Raw genomic sequence first — 15,797 nt, forward strand, 5'->3', positions numbered from 1 at the left:
TTGCCACTGCCAGACAACATCACTGCTTTGATTACATCAGTGATGAACGACTGACCTGATGTACGCGGCCACTCGTGCGATCGACTCGTCGGCGCTCGCCATCATGTTCGCCATCGTGAAGTATCCGTGCATCTGGTCGGCGACGTAGTCGACGACCGTGGGAACCTTGGCATCGATAAGCCTGTCTGCGAAGGCCTTCGCCTCATCGCGTACCGGGTCGTACTCGTCGACCAACACGAAGGCCGGAGGCAGCCCCTCGAACGACGCTGCCCGCAGCGGCGACGCGTCCTCACCGTCTCGCACAGCCGGATCACTCGCATACTGCGCCCAATACCACTCCATGTCGGACTTGCCGACCAGCAGCCCGCTGTCACCATGCTCGTCGTACGAGGTCCGCGAGAAATCGTGATCCGTGACCGGATAGACCAACACCTGAGCTGCAAGGGCGGGACCGTCATGATCGCGCGCGCGTCGTGCAGCCACCGCCGCGAAGGTCCCACCCGAGCTGTCCCCGGCCACGATGATCGGTAACCCGTTCGCCAAATGCTCTGCAGACCAGAGCAGCCCAGCATACGAGTCGTCGACCCCTGTCGGGAACGGGTGCTCCGGTGCCAGCCGATAGTCGATGGCGACGAGCCGCACCTGCGACTGTGCCACCAGCGCGTGGTACAGCACTTCGAAATCGCGAGGCGCGCCGAGGACGAAGCCGCCTCCATGGAAGTACACGACGAGTCCCTTCGCATCGTGCACCGGCTCGTACACGGTGGCCTCTACGAATCCACCTGACACGGGGATCTTCTCGACTCGGGTGCTGCCGATGACGGCCGCGTCTCCCTGCATCTGGCGGAAGCCTCCGGATAGCGCCCGCATTTCTTCGACCGAACGCTCCGGTGGTGGGCCGTCGCCGGTGGCTGATGCGAACGACTCCAGCAGTTCCTGGGCTTGTCGGTGCAGTGTCATTGGCCGGTCCCTACGAGGCGGTCGGCGCTCTCGAGCGCCTTGAACTCGAACCCGCGGTAGCTGTCCGCCGCGATCTCGTTGCAAATGTTCCGGAAGGTGTTGGTGCCGGCCAGGTATGCCATGAATACCCGCGGCTTGCCTGGGATGTTCGAGCCCAGGTACCAAGAGGTCGTCTTCGTGTAGACCGTGGAATCCGCGACCTGAGCAACGTGCTCGAGCCAATCGTTCTCCGCCTGCTCGGTCGGCTCCATGGTGTCGAGCCCGTCCGCGTGCATCCGCTCGATCGCCGTTGCGAACCAGTTGACGTGCTGTTCCGCCGAGTGAATCACATTGCCGAGAACCGAGGGGCTGCCTGGTCCGGCGATCATGAATAGGTTCGGGAAGTCGGTGATCATCAGGCCGATGTAGGCCCGAGGGCCATCCTCCCACTTCTCGCGCAGCGTGAGACCGTTGCGTCCGCGGATGTCGATCTTGGTCATGGCACCAGTCATCGCGTCGAATCCAGTGGCGTAGATCACGACGTCGAGTTCGATGTTCTCGTCGCCTACCAGGATGCCGGTCTCGGTGAACTCCTCGATGGGCGTCTTCTTCACGTTCACCAGGCGCACGTTGCTGCGGTTGAAGGTCTCGTAATAGCCGCCATCGACACAGAGTCGCTTGCTGCCCGCGGGATAGCCGGTGGGCACCAGGTCCTCCGCGACGGCCGGGTCGTTCACCTTGTTGCGGATCTCGTTCTGCAGGAACTCGGTGAAGAAGGCGTTTGCCTCCATGCTGGTCAACAGATCGCTGTACGAGAACATGATGGCGAACGCGCCGTTGCTCTGCCGCCGAGCGAAGTTGCGCTTCCGATTCTCTGGCGTGTCGTCCAGGGCCGACATCGGGTTGGGGTCGTACACATTGCCCGTCGGGGAATCGAGGACCTCGATCCGACGCTCGGGATAGGTCGCCTTCAGCTCAGCAACATCATTGTCGGAGTACCTCTTGTGCCCCGCAGGCACGCTGAAGTTCGGCGTGCGCTGGAACACGACGACCTCCTTCGCTTCCTTGGCGAGTTCGGGGATGAGCTGGATCCCCGTCGATCCCGTGCCGATAACACCCACCCGAAGTCCTTCGAACGAGATCTGCTCGTCTGGCCAGGTGCCGGCGTCTATCGTTCGGCCCCGGTATCGCTCAGCACCCTTGAATACCGGACGGTTGAATGAGGAGAGCTGGCCGGTCGCCATCACGCAGTACCGCACGACGAACGTCTCGCCCTCTGACGTCGAGACCGTCCACATGCCCGTCTGGTCATCGAAAACAGCGGCTTCGACACGCGTATTGAACTGGATGTCCTGACGAAGGTCGAACTTGTCGGCGACGAAGTTCAGATACTCCTCGATCTCCGGCTGCGTCGCGAAGCGGTCCTTCCAGGTCCACTCCTGATCGAGCTCGGCGGAGAAGGAGTACGAGTAGTCAGCACTCTCGACATCGCATCGAGCGCCTGGATATCGATTCCAGAACCACACACCGCCAACGCTGCTTGCGGCCTCGAGAATACGAACGCGCAGCCCCGCCTGGCGGAGTCGATAGAGCGCATAGAGCCCGGAGGCACCAGCCCCCACCACGATGGCGTCGAACTCGACATCCGTCACATCGGTCATAGCACAGCCTCCCTTGAGTCGAACAGTGGATCGCGGACAGAGGCACGCCCCGTGCCGCCCAGGACGCGATGCATTCTGAAAATGCACCGAGTAATTCAGAATCTCGATTCGAGATTACACATGCGGTTCGATACTGTCCAGAAAACCCCGACTGATTTCGATCGGGTTCAGCTCGAACCTGCAGCCGGCACCGCCTGCGCGTCTCGCGCGCTATCGGGCGAGCTGACCCGCGTCGACGGTGAGTTGGTGCCCGGTCACGTAGCGCGACTCGTCGGAAGCAAGCCAGAGGACGGCGTTGGAGACATCGATCGCCTCCACCCAGGGGATCGGGATGACGTTGAGATTCAGAAATCGTGGTGTCACCGATTCCCTTGTCCGCTCCGCAGGGGCGACATCCGGCATGAACAGCTCGTAGATCGCGTCGTTTTGAATCATCTTCGTGTCCACACTCGTCGGGTGCACGCTGTTGACTCGGATCCTGTCAACGCCCAGCTCGAGCGCAAGACTTTTGGTCAGCCCGACCATGCCGTGCTTCGACGCCGAGTAGTGCCCGATGTTGCCCGCCCCGCTGATCCCGGAGGCGGAGCTGGTGAGAATGATCGATCCGCCCTTGTTGCCCCGAAGATGCGGAATGGCCGCCTTCGCCGTGTGCCATGCCCCCTTCAGATTCACATCGAGCAGATCGTCGAACTGCTCTTCTGTGAGCTGATCCATCGGGGCGAAGCTCAGGATTCCGGCGTTCGCGGACACGATGTCGAGTCTGCCGAGTTGAGCGACCGCGTCATCGAGCCCCGACTCGAGCCGGTCGTAGTCGCGCACGTCGGCCTCATAGATGACGACGCGTCGACCGAGAGCCTCGACTTGGCGTGCGGTCTCCGCGAGGTCAGCCGCAGTCCCGAGCCCGTACGGCACCGAACCGATGTCGCGTGCGATATCCATGGCGATGATGTCGGCCCCCTCCTCGGCCAACCGAATCGCATGGCTGCGCCCCTGCCCCCGCGCCGCTCCCGTGATGAACGCCACCTTTCCCGCTACCCGCCCCATCTAATCCTCCATTCGTTCGACGACCTCGGCGTCCCGCCCGCCGTGCGGGACACCGACGTCACATTGAGACCCACCTGGCCTCACCTGCGTGGAATTCGCTTAGACAAATCATGACAGATCCTATATATAGTGGGTAGCGCAATGTAAATAAACGAAAGTAGTTTCGGTATGACTGAACGAGCACGATCCGATAAGCGGACCCGACAGGACCTCGAAGGCACCGGTCACATCGATCCGTCGCTCAGCGTCGAGATCTTCCTCAAGCGCGCCCTCGACGATCCTTCGGTCGCCCTTACGCAGTTCCAGCGGTTCGGCACCGGACACTCCGGCGACACCTACCGAGCAGTGCTCCATCGGTCTACCAGGCCTGATGACGACATCGTGGTGCGGCTCTCACCCACGGGAGTGCGAATTGCAGGTCCCGCGGACGTCGGGCGGCAGGGCCGGATCATGGGCACCCTGCACCAAAATGACCTTCCGGCTCCTGCGGTACTCGCGAGCGATAGCACCGGAGCGGTCGATGGGCGGTCCATCGCGGTGATGTCACTGGTTTCCGGCGCCGAGTGGCACGAGTTCGCCGAGCGCCACTCCCACGACGAGACGGCGAACGCAGCAGTGTCGGCACTGAAAGCGATCCAAACGCTCTCCGTCGAAGAGTCGGGTATCGCAGGCGACCCTCGTATGCCACCGGAGGGCGAGATCGCACGTTGGGTGCCGCTGGTCGAGCGAGGACCGGATCATGTCCAAGATGCGGCTGACGAACTGCGCGTGCAGCTCCTCCGCGAACTCAACCGCAGTGATCCGTCAGCGGAGCCCGTGCTCGTTCACGGCGACTACCACTTCGGCAATCTGCTGTTCGGCCCCCGGACAGTGAATGCTGTGTTCGATTGGGAGATTGCCGGGCTTGGGCATCCGCTCACCGACCTCGCGTGCCTGACGGTTGCCGCGCTACGGCGGCGGTACGAGCCCGAGCCGAATCCGACCGGATCAGTGGAGGTTACCGGCGCGCGACTCGCCGAGCTGTATGGAGCCGACCCCGACGTACTGTCTTGGCACGTCGCGGCCTCATGCTTCAAGTACGCCGCGATCCTGGCATACAACCTGCAGCTCAGCCGGCGCGGTCGGCTCCGAGACCCCATATACGAGGAGCTGCAGGGCACGATGGCCGGCTTACTCGAGGATGGCCGAGCCGTACTCGACCACGGCCTGACCGCGTTCTGGCCCGACGCCCACGCACCGCAGGCATAGACACCCCGTCAATTCAGAAACGAAAGAGGTTCATCCACATGTCACAGAGAGCGCCCGGGTCCGCGCGGCCCGCGTACGCCGGAAAGGCCGCCGTCACCGGCGTGGGTTACACCAAGCTTGCGGTCTCAGGGGAGCCGCGAAGCGTCCTCGACCTCGCCCTCGAGGCCGCTCGCGCGGCGCTCGCCGATGCGGGCCTGACCGCAGCCGATGTAGACGGGGTGTGCAGCTATGGTTTGTTCAACGACTCGGTGACAAGCCAGGCTGTCGGAACCGGTCTGGCTTGCAACGACCTGAGCTTCGTCCTGGACCTGAACAACGGAGGATCGCAGCCTGCGTTCGCCGTATTGAACGCCGCGATGGCTGTCGCGTCGGGCGTCGCGTCCACCGTCATCGTGTACCGCGCGCTGAACGGGCGCAGCGGTAAGAAGGTGGGCTCGACGCACTTCGACTCCCCGTCGGGTCAGTTCCGATATCCGATCGGCTTGAACTCGTACCCTCAGTACATCGCCATGTGGTCGCGTCGCTTCATGATCGAAACAGGCGCGACCAGTGAAGATCTCGCCGCGGTCGTGATGAAGCAGAGGGAGTACTCGGCGCTGAACGACCGCGCTGTCCGCCGCGACCCGCTCAGCCTCGACGAGTACTTCTCCCGCTCCTACGTCGTGGAGCCTTTCAGAACGGTGGACTGCACCGTCGAGGTGGACGGCGCGGTCGCACTGGTCGTCACCTCCGTCGACCGCGCCGCCGATGCCCCGGTCACTCCGGCGATCATCGAAGGAGGTGCCTGGGTGACCGGGCGCGGTTCGGGTCTCGACATCGCGGACCTGCACTCATGGCCCGACTTCAGCCGCAACTGCCAGCACCTGCTCGCGCCGCGACTCTGGAAGTCCGCCGGTCTTGGACCGACCGACGTGGACGTCGCTGAAATCTACGACTGCTTCAGTCCTGCGGTGCTTTACGGACTCGAGGCGCTCGGCTTCGCCGAACGAGGCGAAGCCGGCGACTTGATCCGCTCCGGCGAGACGGGACTGACCGGCAGGATCCCGACCAACACGCACGGCGGGCTGCTTAACGAGGGCTACGTGCACGGAATGAACACCGTGACCGAGGCGGTCCTCCAGGTCCAAGGACGCGGGGAGCGCCGACAGGTAAAGGATGCCGAGGTCAGCGTCGCCACCTCTGGTGTTCTGGTGGACGGATCGGCGATCGTGTTCAGGAAGGGGAACTGATGTCCAACTCATTCGAGGTCATCGACCAGCGCGCAACCGTCGCTCCCGACATCGATCCGGACACCCGCTGGTGGTGGGACGCACTCGGTCGCGGCGAACTGCTTATTCCGCATTGCCAGTCATGTGACCGCACCTTCTTCCCACCCACGCCGACCTGCTCGCAGTGTGGCAGCGAATCGGTCGATGATCGTCCTCTCCCTGAGCAGGGCAAGGTGGAGTCGTGGATCGTCGTCCATCGGACTGCGGACGAGACCTTTGCGTCGGAGACTCCGTACACGATCGCAGCAGTCCTTTTCGACGGAGGCGGACGGATCTTCGGCCGCATTGCGAACGGACCGCTCGAGGACAACATGGTGGTCCGTCCGGTCGCCTACATAGTCGACGAAACGACACTCCTCGGATTCGAGCGGGTCACACCGTGACACCCGACGACGACGCGAGTCAGGCCGCGTTCCGTGCCGAGGCCAGAGCGTGGCTCGGGGACCACGCGCACCTGGCCCCCGTGATCTCCGGTATCCCGACCGAGGCGGAAGTCGACCAGTGGCGGGCCTGGAGTCGCACGATGGCCGAAGGCGGCTATGCGGGCATCACGTGGCCGATCGAGGCAGGTGGACGGAGCCTGCCATATTCCTACCTGGAGATCTGGCTCTCCGAGGCTGCGCGAGCCGGCGTGCCCGAGCACTTCGGCGTGATTGGTGTGGACATGGCGGGTCCTACAATCATCGCGTGGGGTAACGATGAGCAGCAACGGAGACTTCTTCCACCGCTGTTGACCGCGGACGAAATCTGGTGTCAGGGGTTCTCTGAACCCGGCAGCGGATCCGACCTCGCCGCGGCTCGCACTTGTGCAGTACTCGACGGCGACGAATGGGTGATCACCGGGCAGAAGGTGTGGTCATCATTCGCGCAGTACGCGAGATGGTGCATCCTCCTCGCGCGCACCGACCCGACCGCGCCGAAGCATAAGGGCCTCTCCTTCTTCTTGGTGGACATGTCGCTGCCAGGCGTCGACGTGCGGCCACTCCCCCAGCTCACGGGAGACCCCGAGTTCAACGAGATCTACTTCGACAACGTGCGGATACCGCGAAGCTCCATGCTCGGCGAGCCTGGTGACGGATGGAAGGTGGCCCTGACCACACTCGACTACGAGCGGTCTACGCACGGGGTGGCCCTGTCATCGCAGCTCATCGCCGAACTCGACAGGGTCGGCGGGCTTATGACACGGCCGGGAGCGGACGGCAACGTCCCAGCCGATGATCCGATCCTGGCGGAACGGTACGCCCGTATCTGGGTGCGTGCCCAGGGGCTGCGCGTCACCAATCTCCGCTCATTGTCAGAGCTCGACCAGACCGGCAAGCCGAGTTCCGCCGGCACGATCTCGAAGCTGGAGTGGAGTCTGCTCAACCAAGCACTCGCGGCTCTCGCCCAGGACGCCGTGGGATTGGACGGCCTGGTGCCCGGCGCAGACGGCCTCGACGGCGGCCACTGGGCATATACGGTGCTCCGCACCAGAGGCAACTCGATCGAAGCGGGCACAAGTGAGGTCCTACGCAACATCATCGCGGAGCGCGTCCTGCGACTGCCGCGTGCACGATAGGAGATCAGATCAATGGACCTTCGACCCACGCCGGAACAGGATGCTCTTCGCAAGGTCGGCCGTGACTTCATCGGCACGATCAATCCGCTGGAGCAGCTGAACAGGAACGTCGACGATGCGACCGGCCTCACGTCGCGCGTCTGGCGAAAACTCGCAGAGCTGGGGTGGCTCGGACTCACCGTGCCCGAAGACCTCGGTGGCGCAGGGGCCACCCACAGCGACACCGCGGTGCTCTTCGAGGAGGTCGGCGCCGGACTTCTGCCTGTCCCGCTGCTCGCCACCGTCGCACACGTGCTGCCGTGGCTGATCGCCTCCCCTGACTCGGAGGAGCTTATCCCCGCAGTCGTCGGCGGCGAGCGACGCGTCGCGTTCGCGGGAGCCTCAGCGGGCGGACGCACACTGTTCGATGCGTTCGTGCCGCTGACCGTGGGAGGGACCTCGACGCAGCCGCTCCTGTCCGGAACTCGAACCTGGGTCATCGGTGCCGATGCCGCAGACGCGTTCCTCGTTCCCGTATGGGGCGACGCGCCGGCGATCCTCCTCGTCGACGCAGCGCATGCCTCGGTCAGGCCCACGGAGAGCCTGGACGCCAGCCAGTCGGTCAGCGAGGTCGTCTTCGACTCCGCACCGGCACGAATCCTGCTGAGCGGTCAGGAGGCTACGGACACGGCTCGGCGGGTCGAGGACCTGTCCGGACTCTTCGCCTCCGCGGAGGCAGTCGGCATCATCTCCAGGCTGCTGACCATCACCGCGGAGTACACCTCCCTGCGCGAGCAGTTCGACCGTCCGGTCGCGACGTTCCAAGGAGTCAGCCATCAGCTCGCGGATCTCTACGTGGACGGCGAACTGGCGCGCTCGCTGGTGCTCTGGGCTGCGTTCGAGACGGACCGCCTCAAAGCACCCGCGTCGCTCGAGATCGCCGCGGCGGCAGCGCACGCCTTGCCTGCAGCCGTTGCAGCCGCCGAGACGGCAATCCAACTGCACGGTGGTATCGGGATGACGTGGGACGCGCCCTTGCATCGGTACTACAAGCGCGCACTCTTCCTACGGGCGAGCCACCAGGGCTCGAGCGCGCTGTTGCGTCAGATCGCACGCGACGTCCTCACACCCGCGGGCTGACTCAGCGGCTTGAAATGCATTCGGGTTGCGCGGGGTCAGCGGAGCGGGAAGCCAAGGATTCGGAGGGACTCACGCAGCCGGTGCCGGCCACTGAGACTGTCTGCCGACGCCAGCCGAGCAAGTACCCGTTCAGTCCACGAGTGACTCATCTCCTGCTCCGCGTAGAAGGCACCGATCCGCTCCTCGTATACATCGACCTGTCCGCGCTGAGATTCGAGCGCGTCAGTCTCGTGATGCAGCACCGCGGCCTGCGGGAGGCGCGGCTTGATTCGGGCTTGTTCGGACTGGACGGGATGTCCGACGAGTCCGAACACGGCGAACACGTGCTTCGGCAGCCCTAGTTCTGCAGCCACCTCTTCCGGATTGTTGCGGATGGCGCCGACGAATACCGTTCCCAAGCCCAATGATTCAGCTGCGGTCACTGCGTTCTGGGCCGCCAGCGCCGCATCGATGAATCCGACGTAGCTGCTCTCGAGATAGTCCGCACCGTCCAGCGCTACCCCGCGATCTTGGGCGAGCTGGCGAAGGCGCGCGAAGTCCGCCGTCCACACCAACAGCAGCGGCGCTTCGACGAAGTGCGTCTGGCGACCAGCCAATGCGGCGAGGCGAGCCTTGCGCGCTTTATCGCGAACCGCGACGACCGTCCAGGTCTGCAGGTTTGACGACGTCGCTGCAGATTGTGCCGCCGATACCAGCAGACTTATCTCTTCGTCAGTCACTGGGTCTGGGAGATACCGCCGGTAGGACCGGTGGTTGTGCACCGTGTCGAGCACGTTATTCCACCGCGCAGGCTCGGGAATCGTCGCGTCGCCGTAGCGTTGTTGGAGGGCAGACTGAGGTTGAACTGTGCCAGTTGCCATATGAAACGATTTTACTACAAGCAACACCTAGTTCCAGATTTCTACCCTTCCGAATCAATTCCTCGAATACATGCGTCACAGTCGCCGTACAGGATGGGGCCGTGTTCCACCACCGACCCAGTGGCGGCACCGCACAGTCGATTCTACGGGGTCGTTGCGAACAGCCCACTGCCAGTTGCGCTCCCGAGGGCGCCGGGAGACCGATGTCAACGCCGCGACAACCCCATACCGCCTAGATGACCCTCACCACTGGCATTCGGCTTTTATTGATATGACTTCTGAAAATCAGTTGTTGACTGATCAAATCCTGGACGCCTTGTGACATTTCGTCTAGCCTCGTGGAAAGCAGGTATCGAAAGTCGCCGCATGCATAGATGGGGAAGCCGTGAACAACGTCGTTACCAAGAGCACCCTCGCCGAGAGGCATGAGGCGGCTCGTTCGTCTCTTCCAAAAGTGGAAATCATCATCGGTGACGAAAGGCGCACCACCGGCAGCGGCGGCGTTCATCAACACGTCAACCCCTCTACGGGCCAGGTTCAGGCCGAGATCCCACTTGCGAGCGCCAAAGAAGTGGACGAAGCCGTCCGCGCCGCCCGAGCGGCTTTCCCCGCGTGGCGTGCTTGGAACCCCGCACGACGGCGCGAAGTGCTGCAGCGGTTCGCCGAGCTGGTTCGAGACTATCCGCACTGGTCGCCGCTTCAGGGACTGGAGAGCGGCATGCCGCTAGGGGTCGCCGATTCCGGAGCTGCGGCCGCCTACGACTGGGGCTCATATGCGGCCGGGTGGGCCGATCGGCTCGACGGTCAGGTGACCACGCACGACGCTGAGCAGGGATTTGTTTACACCATACACGAGCCGGTTGGCGTCGTCGCTGCGATCATCACATGGAATGCCCCGTTGATCTCACTGGCGATGAAGATCCCTGCCGCGCTCGCGTCCGGCAATACAGTGGTGTTGAAGCCGGATGTTCAGACGTCCTTCAGTGCGGTGCCGTGGATAGAGCTCGGCCGTCAGGCGGGCCTCCCCGACGGCGTCCTCAACCTAGTACCTGGCGGGATCGAGGCCGGTGAGGCGCTGGTCGCCCACCCTGACGTCAACAAAATCTCGTTCACGGGTGGACCTCCCACGGCCAGCGCCATCATGCGTGGCGCCTCACATTCCCTCACGCCGCTGGTGCTCGAGTTGGGCGGCAAGGGAGCCAATATCATCTTTGATGATGCCAACCTGGACGAAGCCGTCGGCTTCCAGTGCAATTTCTCGTTGGTCAATACGGGCCAGGGCTGCTCCTTGCCGACACGGCTACTGGTCCAACGCGGAGTTTACGACGAAGTGGTTTCCAGGATCGAAGCGTTTGTCGGTGGACTGAGCATCGGTGACCCTCTCGAACCTGGACACATCGGTGGTCCAGTAATCAATGAGGCGGCACTGGCCCGCATTCTCGGCACAATCGTGTCTGCAAAGGCGAGCGGAGCCGGTCGACTCCTAGTCGGTGGCGAACGTCTGGGTGGCGAACTAGCCGACGGTTACTTCGTATCGAACACCGTGTTTGTCGATGTTGATCCAACGAGTGACCTTGCTATGAAGGAAATATTCGGTCCGGTCATGGCGGTTACACCGTTCGATACTGAAGCCGACGCTGTGCAGATCGCGAATTCGACGCCGTACGGACTGTCGAATTACCTGCAGACGCCGGACGCTCGACGAATCCGCCGAATCATTCCGCAGCTCAAATCCGGCACCGTCGGTGTCAATACAGGCGTGGCGTACAGCCCCACCGCACCGTACGGCGGAGTCGGACGCAGCGGCTTCGGACGCGAGGGCGGCCGACTCGGCGTCGAGGAGTTCACGAACATCAAGACGGTCCTCGAACGCTGAGTAAGCGCCGGCAGAGCCGTCTCGGCCGGGCGGGCGAGCGCTAGTTCTCAACTACCTGAGGACATTTCGTGTTGCGTCGCGGTTCGGGAGTGAGGCGAAGGGCGACTCGACGAACCGGGACCGTGTGCGTAGCCACCTGACGCCACCGCAGCTTTTAAGACCAATCGAAGGCTCATGCATTGCTAGACAACGATCTTCGCGAGCGAACTACGGAAGGACACAACAGATGACCGGACGCGTGCAAGGAAAGGTCGCTTTCATAACCGGCGCGGCGAGAGGCCAGGGACGGACGCACGCTCTCCGACTCGCCGAAGAAGGCGCTGACATCATTGCGATCGATATCGCTGCACCCGTCGAGGGTGTGATGTACCCAGCCTCGACCAACGAGGACTTGAAAGAGACCGTGCGTCAGGTCGAGGCCCTTGGTCGGCGAATTGTCAGCGACGTCGCAGACGTGCGGGACCTCGACAGCCTGAAGACGATTGTCGATCGAGGGGTCAGCGAGTTGGGACACCTCGACATCATTGTCGCCAACGCCGGCGTGGCCATCATGAAGCCCTGGAACGAGGTGACACCCGAGATTCTGCGCACTGTCATCGACGTGAACCTGATCGGCGCATGGAACAGCGTGATGGCGGGGGTAGAGCATCTCATCAGCGGCGGTGGCGGTTCGGTGATTCTGACAAGCTCGTCCAACGGTTTGAAAGCAGGTCCCTTCAATCTCCCGTACAACGCCTCCAAGTTCGGCGTCACCGGATTGATGCGATCCTTCGCCATGGAGCTCGCGAAGCAGAAAGTGCGCGTGAACAGCGTCCACCCCGGCGCAGTACAGACCATGATGGTTTCGCAGGCCGCGGAAATGTTCGAGCGGTTCAACGAGGTAAACCCCGACCTTGTGGGCATGTTCTCCCAGTGGATTCCCGGTCGCATGCCTCCGGCAGAAATTTCGAACGCCGTCCTCTATCTGGCGTCCGACGAGTCAACGTGGGTTACCGGCACCGCCCTGTCGGTGGACGGTGGCCTCGCCAACTACTGAGTGCGCGAACAGTCAACTCTCGCGTTGGTAGCGAATGGCGATGTGGCGTTCAAAGGCTTTCCGCACCGAGCTATTTGAGTAGTGCAGCCGGTTCGCTTGCCCGCATCGATCCAATCCGGGCAAGCGCCGGCCGGCCTTTGCGCACGAACCCGAGCAAATCGAGACAGGAAGCGCAGAAGGGCAGGTAACGCACAATGGCAGGTCGATTAGAAGGCAAGGTTGCGTTCATTACCGGCGGGGCAAAGGGCCAAGGCCGAAGCCATGCGGTGCGGCTAGCCGAAGAAGGCGCCGACATCATTACCGTCGACATCCTGGCTGACGTCGCCTCAGTTCCATACGCATTGGGTACCGCGGACGACCTCCAAGAGACGGTCAGGCAGGTCGAGTCACTCGGCCGGAAAATCGTCGCCACCCGCGCTGACGTCCGCGACTATGACGCTCTGAAGAAGGCGGTCGACGACGGTGTCAACCAGTTCGGACGACTCGACATCGTCTCCGCAAACGCCGGAGTTGTCAGCGGCTTCGTGCCAGCCGAGACTCTCGACGAGACAACATGGCAAGACATGATCGATATCAACCTCACTGGCGTATGGCACACGGTCAAGGCTGCAACCCCCCACCTTCGTGCCAGCGGCGGCGGATCCATTGTCATCACGAGTTCGGTCACTGGATTGCGCGCGGTACGAAATGCCGCGCACTACACAGCGGCTAAATCTGGTCTCATTGGGCTTATGAAAACCCTTGCCCTCGAACTCGCTGAAGACCGCATTCGCGTCAACACCATTCACCCGACGACTGTCGGAACCGACATGACTTTCAACGATGCAACCTACCGGGTCTTCCTCCCCCACATGGAGAACCCGACAAAGGCTGATTTCATCGCGGCAACCCACGTGTTGAACCCATACCCGGTGGACCTCATCGAGCCTGTCGACCTAAGCAATGCGCTTTTGTTCTTGGCATCGGAAGAAGCGCGCTACATCACGGGAGTCGCATTGCCCATCGACGGTGGCAACGCAATCGGGTGATCCACCAGCAGTACGGCAGGTCCAGTCGGCTGTGTCGACTGGACCTGCATTGTCGTTTCTTAGCGGGCAAGCCGAGGCAACACATGCTCGCCGATCCGACGCATCAAGGGGATCGCGATGTCCGTGTCAGGCGGGGAGAGCAGGATGACACCGGCCACTCCGCGCCGATGCCAGGATTCCAGAGACCGGAGGATGTCGTCATCGCTCGAATCGGGTGAGACGACCATCGGCGAGATGATGTCCCGATCGGCCGGGAGCAACGGCCGAAGCTGCGCGAGGATCTCCTCGCCCGCATCGCCCGGGGGCAGAATTGCACCCGATCCGCGGGTCCGAATAATTTCGACGACCGCGGGTGAGGATCCTCCGAGCCAAATCGGGATATCCGATCCTTGGGCCGCGGCGGGGCTGCAGACAAGCTCGGGGAACTGCCAGAACTCGCCCTCGTGGGTGAAGGGCTGACCGGTCCAAGCTTTGCGGAGGATGTCGATCGTCTCGCTCAGCCGGCGAGCTCGCTTGTTCGTCGGCTGACCGAGCACGGTTCCTTCCTCAGTCAACCAGCCAGAGCCCAGACCCAATTCCAGACGGCCGCCGGAGAGGTGATCCACCGTTGCAGCCTGCTTGGCGAGGGCGAGTGGATGCTGCGTGATGAGCGGGATGACATTTGTACCAAGACGAACGTGAGTGGTGACGGCGGCCACGTAGGACAGGAGGGTCAGCGAGTCCGAATACAGCGTGTCGGCAGGAAAGGGCAGCTTGCTGTCCTTCTGATAGGGGTATCGGCTGGCGTAATCAGTGGGAATGATCGTGTGATGAGGCAACCAGAGCGAGTCGAGTCCGACGGCATCGCAGACTCGCGCGAGCTCCGCGAGAGCGAGAGGGTTCGCCTGCAGCGTGTGCCGCAGGCTGAGCCCGACTTTGAGTGGTTTGGCCGTTGTAGTCATGTAATGCCCTTCGTTGCTGCTGGATTTGAGCCTCGGCGGCATGGAAACCACACGACCTGCGCCACTCGTCAGGTACGCGGGAATCCGCCGATGCGATACGAGGGATCCGACCCATCCCAGCTTCCGGTCGGATAGCCGCGTGCATTGAACGTCTCCGAGTAGAATGCGCTCGCGTCCCCGCTCATCGACCATTCGATGACGACCTCGCGTGCGCTGATCAGCCAGCGGTCGTTGCGCTTGTCGAGCACGTCGAGGTACCGAGCACCGAGCACCGAGTAGCCGTACCGTGGTCCGGTCGCCGGAGGCCAGTCCGGCAAGAACGTAGGACTCCGCCTCGGCACTGTCCCCGTCGATGCGGCAATTGTGTGTCGTGATGTTGTGCGTGTGCGCCCGCGACGACGAGGCGTGGCCCTCGTTCAACTTGCGCGCAATTCCGGGAACACCATCGATAATCTTGCCGTATCGAACGACGGCGTCCGGATGGAAGGCGCTAGCCAGCAGTTCCACATCATGGCGGTCGAGGCCCCGCGCTGCGCGGTGAATGCAATCGAGGATCTGCTGTCGCGCGAGCAGTTGGCTGAGCTCGGCGCGAAGATGTTCGAGCTCCCCTACCGCGGCCTCAGGCATTTCGCGCGGAGAGATCGACCATACAAACGGAGTCGGTCCCGAATACACGGTGGAAACGCCCGCCCCCGATGAATCCGGCAATCACCAGACCCAGGTCGACGAGTTCGGGATCGGAGAAGCTCGCATGCAGCCGGTCCCAGAACACCTCATCGTCATGGAGCGCGATGTGGTCGAGAGCGAATCGTTCAGCGAATTCGATTGCGAGCGACTCCCGTTCGCTGAACGGAGACTGATCCTCACGCCAGGTTGTGACTGCCTCGTAGAAGGACTCCGGAATTCCTGCGCCGCCCTCCTCTTCACCAGGGGCACCTCGCCGAGACTGACACAAGTTGCAGTCGTTGATCAGCGCGATGCGGTAACGAGCGGCTTCGAACTCACGACCGGAGAGCCGCGCGTGTGTGCGTGCAGCCCCGTTAAATGCGACGAGGTCATCCCATATCCGTGGGGATAGAGCTCCCGCCGCCGCCGCGAGGTTGTCGGTGTCCGGCAGATCGAGTCTCAACATACTTACTCCTTCTCAACTGCGACCGTGATCCTCAGCGACGGTGGCGCGCGCCCACATACGTCAACGCGAGCTCTGCGTTGACGTCAC

At 62.8% G+C, this 15,797-nt stretch carries 15 protein-coding genes and 1 pseudogene; 8 read left to right on the forward strand and 8 right to left on the reverse strand.

Annotation, left to right across the window (positions count from 1 at the left end):
- Positions 1-36 precede the first annotated feature (36 nt).
- The 3 genes from AZG88_RS31555 to AZG88_RS31565 form a co-directional block, all read right to left on the reverse strand.
- Positions 37-960: an alpha/beta hydrolase gene (locus AZG88_RS31555; RefSeq protein ID WP_061700099.1), complete on the reverse strand. Its 924-nt coding sequence runs from the start codon at positions 958-960 to the stop codon at positions 37-39.
- Entirely contained in the window at positions 957-2,600 is a 1,644-nt protein-coding gene (locus AZG88_RS31560) for a flavin-containing monooxygenase (protein WP_061042563.1), read from the reverse strand. The genes AZG88_RS31555 and AZG88_RS31560 overlap by 4 nt, the downstream gene beginning before the upstream one ends.
- Before the next feature lie 210 nt (positions 2,601-2,810).
- Complete coding sequence (locus AZG88_RS31565) at positions 2,811-3,644, reverse strand: mycofactocin-coupled SDR family oxidoreductase (RefSeq protein ID WP_061700100.1); 834 nt, start codon at positions 3,642-3,644, stop codon at positions 2,811-2,813.
- Between the two features lie 168 nt (positions 3,645-3,812).
- Here AZG88_RS31565 and AZG88_RS31570 point away from each other — a divergent pair, with 168 nt between their 5' ends.
- From AZG88_RS31570 to AZG88_RS31590, 5 genes are read left to right on the forward strand one after another with little or no spacing between them, the layout of a single operon-like run.
- On the forward strand, positions 3,813-4,892 hold the full coding sequence (locus tag AZG88_RS31570; protein ID WP_061700101.1) for a phosphotransferase family protein: 1,080 nt from the start codon (positions 3,813-3,815) through the stop codon (positions 4,890-4,892).
- A gap of 38 nt (positions 4,893-4,930) precedes the next feature.
- Positions 4,931-6,121, forward strand: a complete 1,191-nt coding sequence (locus AZG88_RS31575) for a thiolase C-terminal domain-containing protein (RefSeq protein WP_061042565.1) — start codon at positions 4,931-4,933, stop codon at positions 6,119-6,121.
- On the forward strand, positions 6,121-6,543 hold the full coding sequence (locus AZG88_RS31580; protein WP_061042566.1) for a Zn-ribbon domain-containing OB-fold protein: 423 nt from the start codon (positions 6,121-6,123) through the stop codon (positions 6,541-6,543). Before AZG88_RS31575 ends, AZG88_RS31580 begins: the two co-directional genes overlap by 1 nt.
- A complete protein-coding gene (locus AZG88_RS31585) occupies positions 6,540-7,718 on the forward strand; it encodes an acyl-CoA dehydrogenase family protein (RefSeq protein WP_061042567.1) in 1,179 nt (392 codons plus the stop codon). The genes AZG88_RS31580 and AZG88_RS31585 overlap by 4 nt, the downstream gene beginning before the upstream one ends.
- A 12-nt stretch (positions 7,719-7,730) precedes the next feature.
- On the forward strand, positions 7,731-8,837 hold the full coding sequence (locus AZG88_RS31590; RefSeq protein WP_061042568.1) for an acyl-CoA dehydrogenase family protein: 1,107 nt from the start codon (positions 7,731-7,733) through the stop codon (positions 8,835-8,837).
- Positions 8,838-8,872: 35 nt separating this feature from the next.
- Here the strand turns inward: AZG88_RS31590 and AZG88_RS31595 are convergent, their stop codons facing one another.
- Positions 8,873-9,697 carry a nitroreductase family protein gene (locus tag AZG88_RS31595; protein ID WP_061700102.1) on the reverse strand — a complete coding sequence of 275 codons (825 nt, stop codon included), beginning with the start codon at positions 9,695-9,697 and terminating at the stop codon, positions 8,873-8,875.
- Positions 9,698-10,082: 385 nt separating this feature from the next.
- Between AZG88_RS31595 and AZG88_RS31600 the strand changes: the two genes are divergently transcribed.
- From AZG88_RS31600 to AZG88_RS31610, 3 genes are all read left to right on the forward strand, one after another.
- Positions 10,083-11,573 carry an aldehyde dehydrogenase family protein gene (locus tag AZG88_RS31600; protein ID WP_061042570.1) on the forward strand — a complete coding sequence of 497 codons (1,491 nt, stop codon included), beginning with the start codon at positions 10,083-10,085 and terminating at the stop codon, positions 11,571-11,573.
- A gap of 226 nt (positions 11,574-11,799) precedes the next feature.
- On the forward strand, positions 11,800-12,609 hold the full coding sequence (locus tag AZG88_RS31605) for a mycofactocin-coupled SDR family oxidoreductase (RefSeq protein ID WP_061042571.1): 810 nt from the start codon (positions 11,800-11,802) through the stop codon (positions 12,607-12,609).
- A gap of 194 nt (positions 12,610-12,803) precedes the next feature.
- Positions 12,804-13,637 (forward strand): mycofactocin-coupled SDR family oxidoreductase, encoded by an 834-nt coding sequence (locus AZG88_RS31610; RefSeq protein ID WP_061042572.1) that lies wholly within the window; start codon positions 12,804-12,806, stop codon positions 13,635-13,637.
- Positions 13,638-13,696: 59 nt separating this feature from the next.
- Here the strand turns inward: AZG88_RS31610 and AZG88_RS54405 are convergent, their stop codons facing one another.
- The 4 genes and pseudogenes from AZG88_RS54405 to AZG88_RS31625 all read right to left on the reverse strand — a co-directional run bounded on the left by AZG88_RS54405 (position 13,697) and on the right by AZG88_RS31625 (position 15,710).
- Complete coding sequence (locus tag AZG88_RS54405; protein ID WP_061042573.1) at positions 13,697-14,578, reverse strand: TIGR03619 family F420-dependent LLM class oxidoreductase; 882 nt, start codon at positions 14,576-14,578, stop codon at positions 13,697-13,699.
- 68 nt (positions 14,579-14,646) lie between these two features.
- Positions 14,647-14,895, reverse strand: a complete 249-nt coding sequence (locus tag AZG88_RS54410; RefSeq protein ID WP_061700103.1) for a hypothetical protein — start codon at positions 14,893-14,895, stop codon at positions 14,647-14,649.
- Between the two features lie 4 nt (positions 14,896-14,899).
- Positions 14,900-15,205, reverse strand: a pseudogene (locus AZG88_RS55775) (nuclear transport factor 2 family protein); the annotation flags it as partial.
- On the reverse strand, positions 15,198-15,710 hold the full coding sequence (locus AZG88_RS31625; protein ID WP_061700104.1) for a carboxymuconolactone decarboxylase family protein: 513 nt from the start codon (positions 15,708-15,710) through the stop codon (positions 15,198-15,200). The pseudogene AZG88_RS55775 and the gene AZG88_RS31625, both read right to left, overlap by 8 nt.
- Positions 15,711-15,797: the final 87 nt, after the last annotated feature.

Origin of the sequence: Rhodococcus sp. LB1 (assembly GCF_001583455.1) — a bacterium.
Taxonomy (GTDB): domain Bacteria; phylum Actinomycetota; class Actinomycetes; order Mycobacteriales; family Mycobacteriaceae; genus Rhodococcus_F; species Rhodococcus_F opacus.

Bases quoted from the DNA above. Each gene is read 5' to 3' on its own strand.
- AZG88_RS31625 (WP_061700104.1), bottom strand. From the start codon at position 15,710: ATGTTGAGACTCGATCTGCCGGACACCGACAACCTCGCGGCGGCGGCG.
- AZG88_RS31580 (WP_061042566.1), top strand. From the start codon at position 6,121: ATGTCCAACTCATTCGAGGTCATCGACCAGCGCGCAACCGTCGCTCCC.
- AZG88_RS31570 (WP_061700101.1), top strand. From the start codon at position 3,813: ATGACTGAACGAGCACGATCCGATAAGCGGACCCGACAGGACCTCGAA.
- AZG88_RS31555 (WP_061700099.1), bottom strand. From the start codon at position 960: ATGACACTGCACCGACAAGCCCAGGAACTGCTGGAGTCGTTCGCATCA.
- AZG88_RS31610 (WP_061042572.1), top strand. From the start codon at position 12,804: ATGGCAGGTCGATTAGAAGGCAAGGTTGCGTTCATTACCGGCGGGGCA.
- AZG88_RS31590 (WP_061042568.1), top strand. From the start codon at position 7,731: ATGGACCTTCGACCCACGCCGGAACAGGATGCTCTTCGCAAGGTCGGC.
- AZG88_RS31560 (WP_061042563.1), bottom strand. From the start codon at position 2,600: ATGACCGATGTGACGGATGTCGAGTTCGACGCCATCGTGGTGGGGGCT.
- AZG88_RS31575 (WP_061042565.1), top strand. From the start codon at position 4,931: ATGTCACAGAGAGCGCCCGGGTCCGCGCGGCCCGCGTACGCCGGAAAG.
- AZG88_RS54405 (WP_061042573.1), bottom strand. From the start codon at position 14,578: ATGACTACAACGGCCAAACCACTCAAAGTCGGGCTCAGCCTGCGGCAC.
- AZG88_RS31565 (WP_061700100.1), bottom strand. From the start codon at position 3,644: ATGGGGCGGGTAGCGGGAAAGGTGGCGTTCATCACGGGAGCGGCGCGG.
- AZG88_RS31595 (WP_061700102.1), bottom strand. From the start codon at position 9,697: ATGGCAACTGGCACAGTTCAACCTCAGTCTGCCCTCCAACAACGCTAC.
- AZG88_RS31605 (WP_061042571.1), top strand. From the start codon at position 11,800: ATGACCGGACGCGTGCAAGGAAAGGTCGCTTTCATAACCGGCGCGGCG.